Origin of the sequence: Burkholderia sp. E168m23 (genome assembly GCF_016586125.1) — a bacterium.
In the GTDB taxonomy this organism is placed as follows: Bacteria; Pseudomonadota; Gammaproteobacteria; order Burkholderiales; family Burkholderiaceae; genus Burkholderia; species Burkholderia orbicola.
The window spans coordinates 1-3,574 of sequence record NZ_BCPP01000761.1; the positions used below are offsets into that span (position 1 = coordinate 1).

5 protein-coding genes are annotated in these 3,574 nt (G+C 65.9%); 2 read left to right on the plus strand and 3 right to left on the minus strand.

The genetic code is table 11. The features are described 5' to 3' along the window. From JMF90_RS29070 to JMF90_RS29080, 3 genes are all read right to left on the minus strand, one after another. The coding region (locus JMF90_RS29070) for a benzoate/H(+) symporter BenE family transporter (RefSeq protein ID WP_201325756.1) at positions 1–335 on the minus strand (335 nt) is incomplete at its 3' end. A 55-nt stretch (positions 336–390) separates the two neighbouring features. Continuing rightward, complete coding sequence (locus tag JMF90_RS29075) at positions 391–1,566, minus strand: VWA domain-containing protein (protein ID WP_011545872.1); 1,176 nt, start codon at positions 1,564–1,566, stop codon at positions 391–393. A 28-nt stretch (positions 1,567–1,594) separates the two neighbouring features. Further along, a complete protein-coding gene (locus JMF90_RS29080) occupies positions 1,595–2,437 on the minus strand; it encodes a MoxR family ATPase (protein ID WP_027806662.1) in 843 nt (280 codons plus the stop codon). Positions 2,438–2,681: 244 nt separating this feature from the next. On the opposite strand from JMF90_RS29080, the gene JMF90_RS29085 reads away from it, so the two are divergent. Both JMF90_RS29085 and JMF90_RS29090 read left to right on the plus strand, forming a co-directional pair. Beyond that, positions 2,682–3,041, plus strand: coding sequence for a cytochrome c (locus JMF90_RS29085; protein WP_006478192.1), 360 nt, complete (start codon positions 2,682–2,684; stop codon positions 3,039–3,041). Between the two features lie 40 nt (positions 3,042–3,081). After that, positions 3,082–3,441, plus strand: coding sequence for a cytochrome c (locus JMF90_RS29090; protein ID WP_006478193.1), 360 nt, complete (start codon positions 3,082–3,084; stop codon positions 3,439–3,441). Positions 3,442–3,574 lie beyond the last annotated feature (133 nt).

Here is a 3,574-nt window from a genome sequence, read left to right on the forward strand (position 1 = left end):
AACGCGCCGATCGCCTCGGGGTAGGGCACGCCGGGCAGCGACGCGATCAGCAGCGCGGCGCCGGGCGTCGACCACGCGACCACGACGGGCGCGCGGTAGCGCAGCGACAGGCCGATCGTCGTCACCGCCATGCCGATCGACAGCGCCCAGATCCACGACGAGATCTGCGCATCGGTGAGGTGGGCGGCGCGGCCGGCCTGGAACATCAGCACGAGCGAACTCGTGTAGCCGGTCATCATCGCGACGAAGCCGGCGACGAGCGCGGACACGGACGTATCGGCGAAAAAGCGGCGGCCGCCGGCGCGGCCGGCACTCGCGGTGGACGAAGGGTTCATGCTCTCTCCGGGGCGGCCGCTCGGATGCGGCCTGTATATCTGCGAGTGGGTGTCGTTACTTGCTGAGTGCGCGCATCGCGGTTTCGAGGCCCGCGAGCGTGAGCGGATACATGCGATGGCCGAGCAGGTCGCGGATGACCGCGACCGACTGCCGGTACTCCCATAGTCGCTCGGGCTCGGGGTTCAGCCATGCATGATGCGGAAACTGGTCGGCGAGACGACGCAGCCACACGGCGCCGGCTTCCGGGTTGTTGTATTCGACCGAGCCGCCGGGCTGCAGCACTTCGTACGGGCTCATCGTCGCGTCGCCGACGAAGATCAGCTTGTAGTCGGGCGTGAACTTGTGCAGTACGTCCCACGTCGCGGTGCGTTCCGCGTGGCGGCGGCGGTTGTTCTTCCACAGGTGGTCGTACACGCAGTTGTGGAAGTAGAAGAATTCGAGGTGCTTGAATTCGGCCTTCGCGGCCGAGAACAGCTCTTCGGTGCGCTTGATGTGGTCGTCCATCGAGCCGCCGACGTCCAGCAGCATCAGCACCTTCACGTTGTTGTGGCGCTCGGGCACCATCCGCAGGTCGAGCCAGCCCGCGTTCGCGGCCGTGCTGCGGATCGTGCCGGGCAGGTCGAGCTCCTCGGCGGCGCCTTCGCGCGCGAAGCGGCGCAGCCGCCGCAGCGCGACCTTGATGTTGCGCGTGCCGATCTCGACCGAATCGTCGTAGTCGCGGTACGCGCGTGCTTCCCACACCTTCACCGCGGTGCGGTTGCCGTTCGACGGGCCGCCGATGCGCACGCCTTCCGGGTTGTAGCCGCCGTGCCCGAACGGCGACGTGCCGCCCGTGCCGATCCACTTGTTGCCGCCTTCGTGGCGTTCCTTCTGCTCGTCGAGCAGCGCCTTCAAACGCTCCATCAGCTTGTCGAGCCCGCCCATCGCGTCGATCTGCGCCTTCTCCTCCGGCGACAGTTCGCGCTCGAGGCGCTTCTCGAGCCAGTCGAGCGGGATGTCGAACGCCTCGGACGGTAGCGTGGACACGCCATGGAAATACGCACCGAACGCCTGGTCGAACTTGTCGAAGTACTGCTCGTCCTTGACGAGCGTCATCCGCGCGAGGAAGTAGAACGCGTCGATCGACGGCGAGATCAGCCCGGCCTTCAGCGATTCGAGCAGCGTCAGGTATTCCTTCACCGAGACGGGCAGCTTGGCTGCGCGCAGCGCGTAGAAGAAATTGAGCAGCATGGCCGGGCCTTCGCGGGGTGAGGGAGGATTACCGGTTGTGCCGGTTCATGTAGACGAGCCGCTCGAGCAGGCTCAGATCCTGCTCGTTCTTCAGCAGCGCGCCCGCGAGCGGCGGCACGATCTGCTTCGCGTCCGCGCCGCGCAGCGCGTCGGCCGGGATGTTCTCGGCGAGCAGCAGCTTCAGCCAGTCGAGCAGTTCGGACGTCGACGGCTTCTTCTTCAGGCCCGACACGCCGCGCAATTCGAAGAAACTCTCGAGCGCCGCGCGCAGCAGTTCCTCGCGGATGTCGGGGAAGTGCACCGCGACGATCTTCTGCATCGTCGACGGATCGGGAAACTGGATGTAGTGGAAGAAGCAGCGGCGCAGGAATGCGTCGGGCAGCTCCTTCTCGTTGTTCGACGTGATGATGACGAGCGGGCGGTGCTTCGCGCGGACCGTCTCGCGCGTCTCGTACACGTGGAACTCCATCCGGTCGAGCTCGCGCAGCAGGTCGTTCGGGAATTCGATGTCGGCCTTGTCGATCTCGTCGATCAGCAGCACGCTCGGCTGCTCGGCGTCGAACGCCTGCCACAGCACGCCCTTGACGATGTAGTTCGCGATGTCCTTGACGCGCTCGTCGCCCAGCTGCGAATCGCGCAGCCGCGACACGGCGTCGTATTCGTACAGGCCCTGCTGCGCCTTGGTGGTCGACTTGATGTGCCACTGCAGCAGCGGCATGTCGAGCGCGGCGGCCACTTCCTCGGCCAGCATGGTCTTGCCGGTGCCGGGCTCGCCCTTGATCAGCAGCGGGCGTTGCAGCGTCAGCGCGGCATTGACCGCGAGCTTCAGATCGTCGGTGGCGACGTAGTGCGAGGACCCTTCGAAACGCATGGCGACGCTCTTCTTCATCGGGGAAAAAACCCAGTATAAGTCAGAAGGGCTGTCCGGGCGGGCCGCGCCCGCGTATCGTTGCAGGGCTGTGGCGGGGCGAACCGGGGCGCCGTATGGACGCGTTCCCCGCCGACGCGGTACAATCTGGCCGTTTTTTTTGGCCTGCGTGGCGACCGACAAGCAAAACGGCGCGGGCCGTTGCCGCTTCGGCGCCAGTTTCCCCTCAAGCTAGGTTACAAGAGCTATGAACAAATTCGTCGGCAAACACGTCGTTGTCGCAGCGCTCGTGGCGCTCGCGGGCAGCGCGCAGGCGGCCGGTGTGGTCGGCAACCCGAAGGACGGGGCGAGCAAGGCCGCCATGTGCATCGGTTGCCACGGCATCCAGGACTACCGCGCGGCGTACCCGGAGGTCTACCGGGTGCCTGTCCTCGGCGGCCAGAACCAGCAATACCTCGAGAACGCGCTGAAGGCCTACCGCAAGAAGGATCGTCACTTCCCGTCGATGAATGCGATCGCCGGCTCGCTGACCGACCAGGACATCGCGGATCTGTCGGCGTACTACGCCGCCCAGAAGGCCGACACGAAGGACAACCCCTACAAGTAAAGCGCGCGCCGCCGATCTCTCCGGCGGGACAGGAGCATTCATGAACAACGCATTCAAGACGGCGGCGGTTGCACTGGCGGCCGGCCTCGCGATCGGTACCGCGCACGCCGCGGACATCTCGAAGGGCAAGGAACTGGTCGAATCGCACAACTGCGCGGCCTGCCACGGCGCGCAGCTGAACAAGCCGATCAACGCGGAGTACCCGCGCCTCGCCGGCCAGCACGCCGACTATCTCGTGTGGGCGATGCGCCAGTACCAGATGGGGCTGACGAACCCGCTGATCGGCCGCAACAACGCGATCATGCAGGCGCAGGTACAGAACCTGTCGGTCAGCGACATGAAGGACATCGCGTCCTACATCGAGTCGCTGAAGGAAACCGACCTCGTGTTCAAGAAGTAAGCGCGACGGGCCTCACGGGCTCGCGCAGCAAGCTCACGGGCTCGCGCAGCAAGAATGCCCCGCCTCGGCGGGGTATTTTTTTGTCTGCGGCGCGGCTGTCCGCGGCTCGGTGCGGCGGGATGTGCCGGGCCTG